The sequence below is a fragment of the Brotocaccenecus cirricatena genome, from assembly GCF_020687045.1.
In the GTDB taxonomy this organism is placed as follows: Bacteria; Bacillota; Clostridia; order Oscillospirales; family Oscillospiraceae; genus Vescimonas; species Vescimonas cirricatena.
In genome coordinates this window covers 1-2448 of record NZ_JAJEPW010000128.1, presented here as the reverse complement: position 1 = coordinate 2448, position 2448 = coordinate 1, and the positions used below count along the sequence as shown (strand labels likewise).

Sequence of the window (2448 nt, the reverse complement as noted above, 5' to 3'; positions counted from 1 at the left end):
AGCAGGTCGTAGGGTAGGGTAAAGGCGCCTTGCCGCCGTTGGCGGTAGGTTTCCTACACCCTCCCTCGGAACCGGACTTACTCCTCTCGAAGTATCCGGCTCCCCATTAGTAATTAACGTATTGATTAGTGTCTGTGTATTCTTTCATGGCACTTGCTACAAACAACAAGCGTTTTCCGCCGCTTCTTTTTCATCACGGTTTCCCAATCAGAATTACCCAATTCGTTTAAGTTCCGTATAACGTGAACCTCATACAAATCGGCTTCTTTACACCCACATAGTTCACAAACTCTGGCATTGAGCCGTTGTCTAATAGTGGTTTTCCAGCTGAATTTCTTTCTCTGATAAATGATGTCACTCGCTTCGCCACGCTTACAATCTGCGATTTTAACAGGGCGAACACGTTTTGTTCCTGCTTTAGTTTCATAAGGGACAGACCATGTTTTCCCGTCTTTATACTGGCGAATGATTTTGCGGATACTGGTTTTGTGCTTATTAGCAATCGTCTTTAAGCAACTGTACTCCATAAGATAGCAGAAGTAGTCCAGCGTGTGATAATCACAAGCCAGATTGTAATAGTTGCATAATCCTCTTGCTTCGGCATTGTACTGTTCCACAATCTCATAATCCGCAAGGTTGAGAAGTCCGGCTCGGTGTATCGGCTGAAACTCCCCGTTTTCCTTTTGGCGAATGACTTTCTTTGCAAACATGAATTTCTCAATCTTTTCCGTATGGGGAACAGACAGGGCAACTTTCATGTGCAGGGTACGGGATTTTCTCCACGTTCCGTTTTTCATTCTGTGACCTTTGACTTCCTGATTTCTGCGGACGCAAATATCATATCCAATGAAACGGACTTTTTCGGAGCTGTGCGTTATCAGCGTCTTTTCCTCGCTTAGAGTTAATTTCAGCTCTGTGCTTAGAAATTCAGCGATTTCGGCTTTCAAGTCCTCACATTCCGCTTTTGTGCCGCACACACCTGCCAGCCAATCGTCCGCATAACGGACAAAAGTGAACTTCTTGTTGTCGGCAGGTTTGCAGGGCAGATTTCTCATAGCTTCCTTCTGTGCCCTATGCTGGTCAATCAGTTCTTGTCTTGCCGCTTCATCAGCGGTATGGTCAATCCAATAAGACAGTCTTTTTAATTCTTTGCTTGCCGCATGATATTCCGGTGTCTGATATGCAGACCTCGGCTTATCAAAGCGTTCTGCGATTTCCCGAAACTTCTTGTCCAGCTCATTCAGATAGATATTTGCAAGTATTGGAGAACAGATACCACCCTGCGGGGAACCGCTGTAAGTGGCGTTGTATTTCCAATTCTCGATATACCCAGCTTTCAAAAACTGGCGAATGATGTTCAGAAAACGACTGTCCTTGATTTTCCTGCTCAAAATATCAATCAATTTTTCGTGATTGATGTTATCAAAACAACCTTGTATATCGCCCTCGATAAACCAGACCACGCCTGTGAAGTCAGAAGAAATCTGACGGAGTGCGGTATGACAGCTTTTACCCGGTCTGAAACCGTGGGAGTGGCTGTCAAAGACAGGTTCATAGATAGCTTCTAAAATCATTCTGACAACTTCTTGCAGGAGCTTGTCATGGAAAGACGGGATACCCAGCGGACGGAGCTTTCCGTTTTTCTTTGGAATATACTCACGCCTTACAGGATTGGCTTTGTAGGTTCCGTCCTTTAGTGACTGGATTAACTCTTTTACATAGAAGTCACTGAAACCGTCTGCGGTATCGTTGTCGATACCCTGTGTTGTTGCACCTTTGTTTGCATAAAGTTTCTGATAGGCGGCGTAGTAAATATCTTCACGAAGTAAGTATCTGTAAAGTCTTGTGAATACGCCGTCTTTGTGTTCGCTGGAACACTTTTCAATACGCTCTAAAATTTCAGATGTTGGTTTCATTGAGGTTTCTCCTCCCTTTCATTCTTACATTTTAGATGTTACTAACTGGCTCCCTTCGCCATGTAAGGGTCGTTATCCCTCTCGGACTACTATGGAGCCTCCGTTACCATATCCGGCAAATGAGCCAGACTTAGGCAATCCCCAGTTAGCACTGTGCATAGGTTAGTGAAGATTGTCGGATATGCTTTCGGTTCGTTGTGACGTGTTCTCACGCCTGTTTCATAACGTGTTGGCAGTTGTCCCGCCGTGAAAGATGACGTGACAGCGTTATGACATGGGTTTCAGGACTTTTCCCACACCTGCAAAAAACAGGAACTGGAACCTTACATTCGATAAACCCAATCTTATCCTCATATCTTCTTAACATTAGAAAACAGTCGCACCTAAGTCCTTTGGTGACTATTCCTTTTTCTGCCATGCGCTGTTCCCGTAAAGGATTTCTCCTTAGTCGGTAAGGCAGATTGTTTCGCACACTGCCGTGTGCGGCAGTACCTTAGACTGCTTTGCACAGCGCCCTATCTGGGCGCACTTT

1 protein-coding gene is annotated in these 2448 nt (G+C 44.9%); it reads right to left on the bottom strand.

What is annotated here, in order from left to right; genetic code table 11:
• Window positions 1–125: 125 nt before the first annotated feature.
• Window positions 126–1916 (bottom strand): reverse transcriptase domain-containing protein, encoded by a 1791-nt coding sequence (locus tag LKD37_RS17255; protein WP_302930297.1) that lies wholly within the window; start codon window positions 1914–1916, stop codon window positions 126–128.
• Window positions 1917–2448 lie beyond the last annotated feature (532 nt).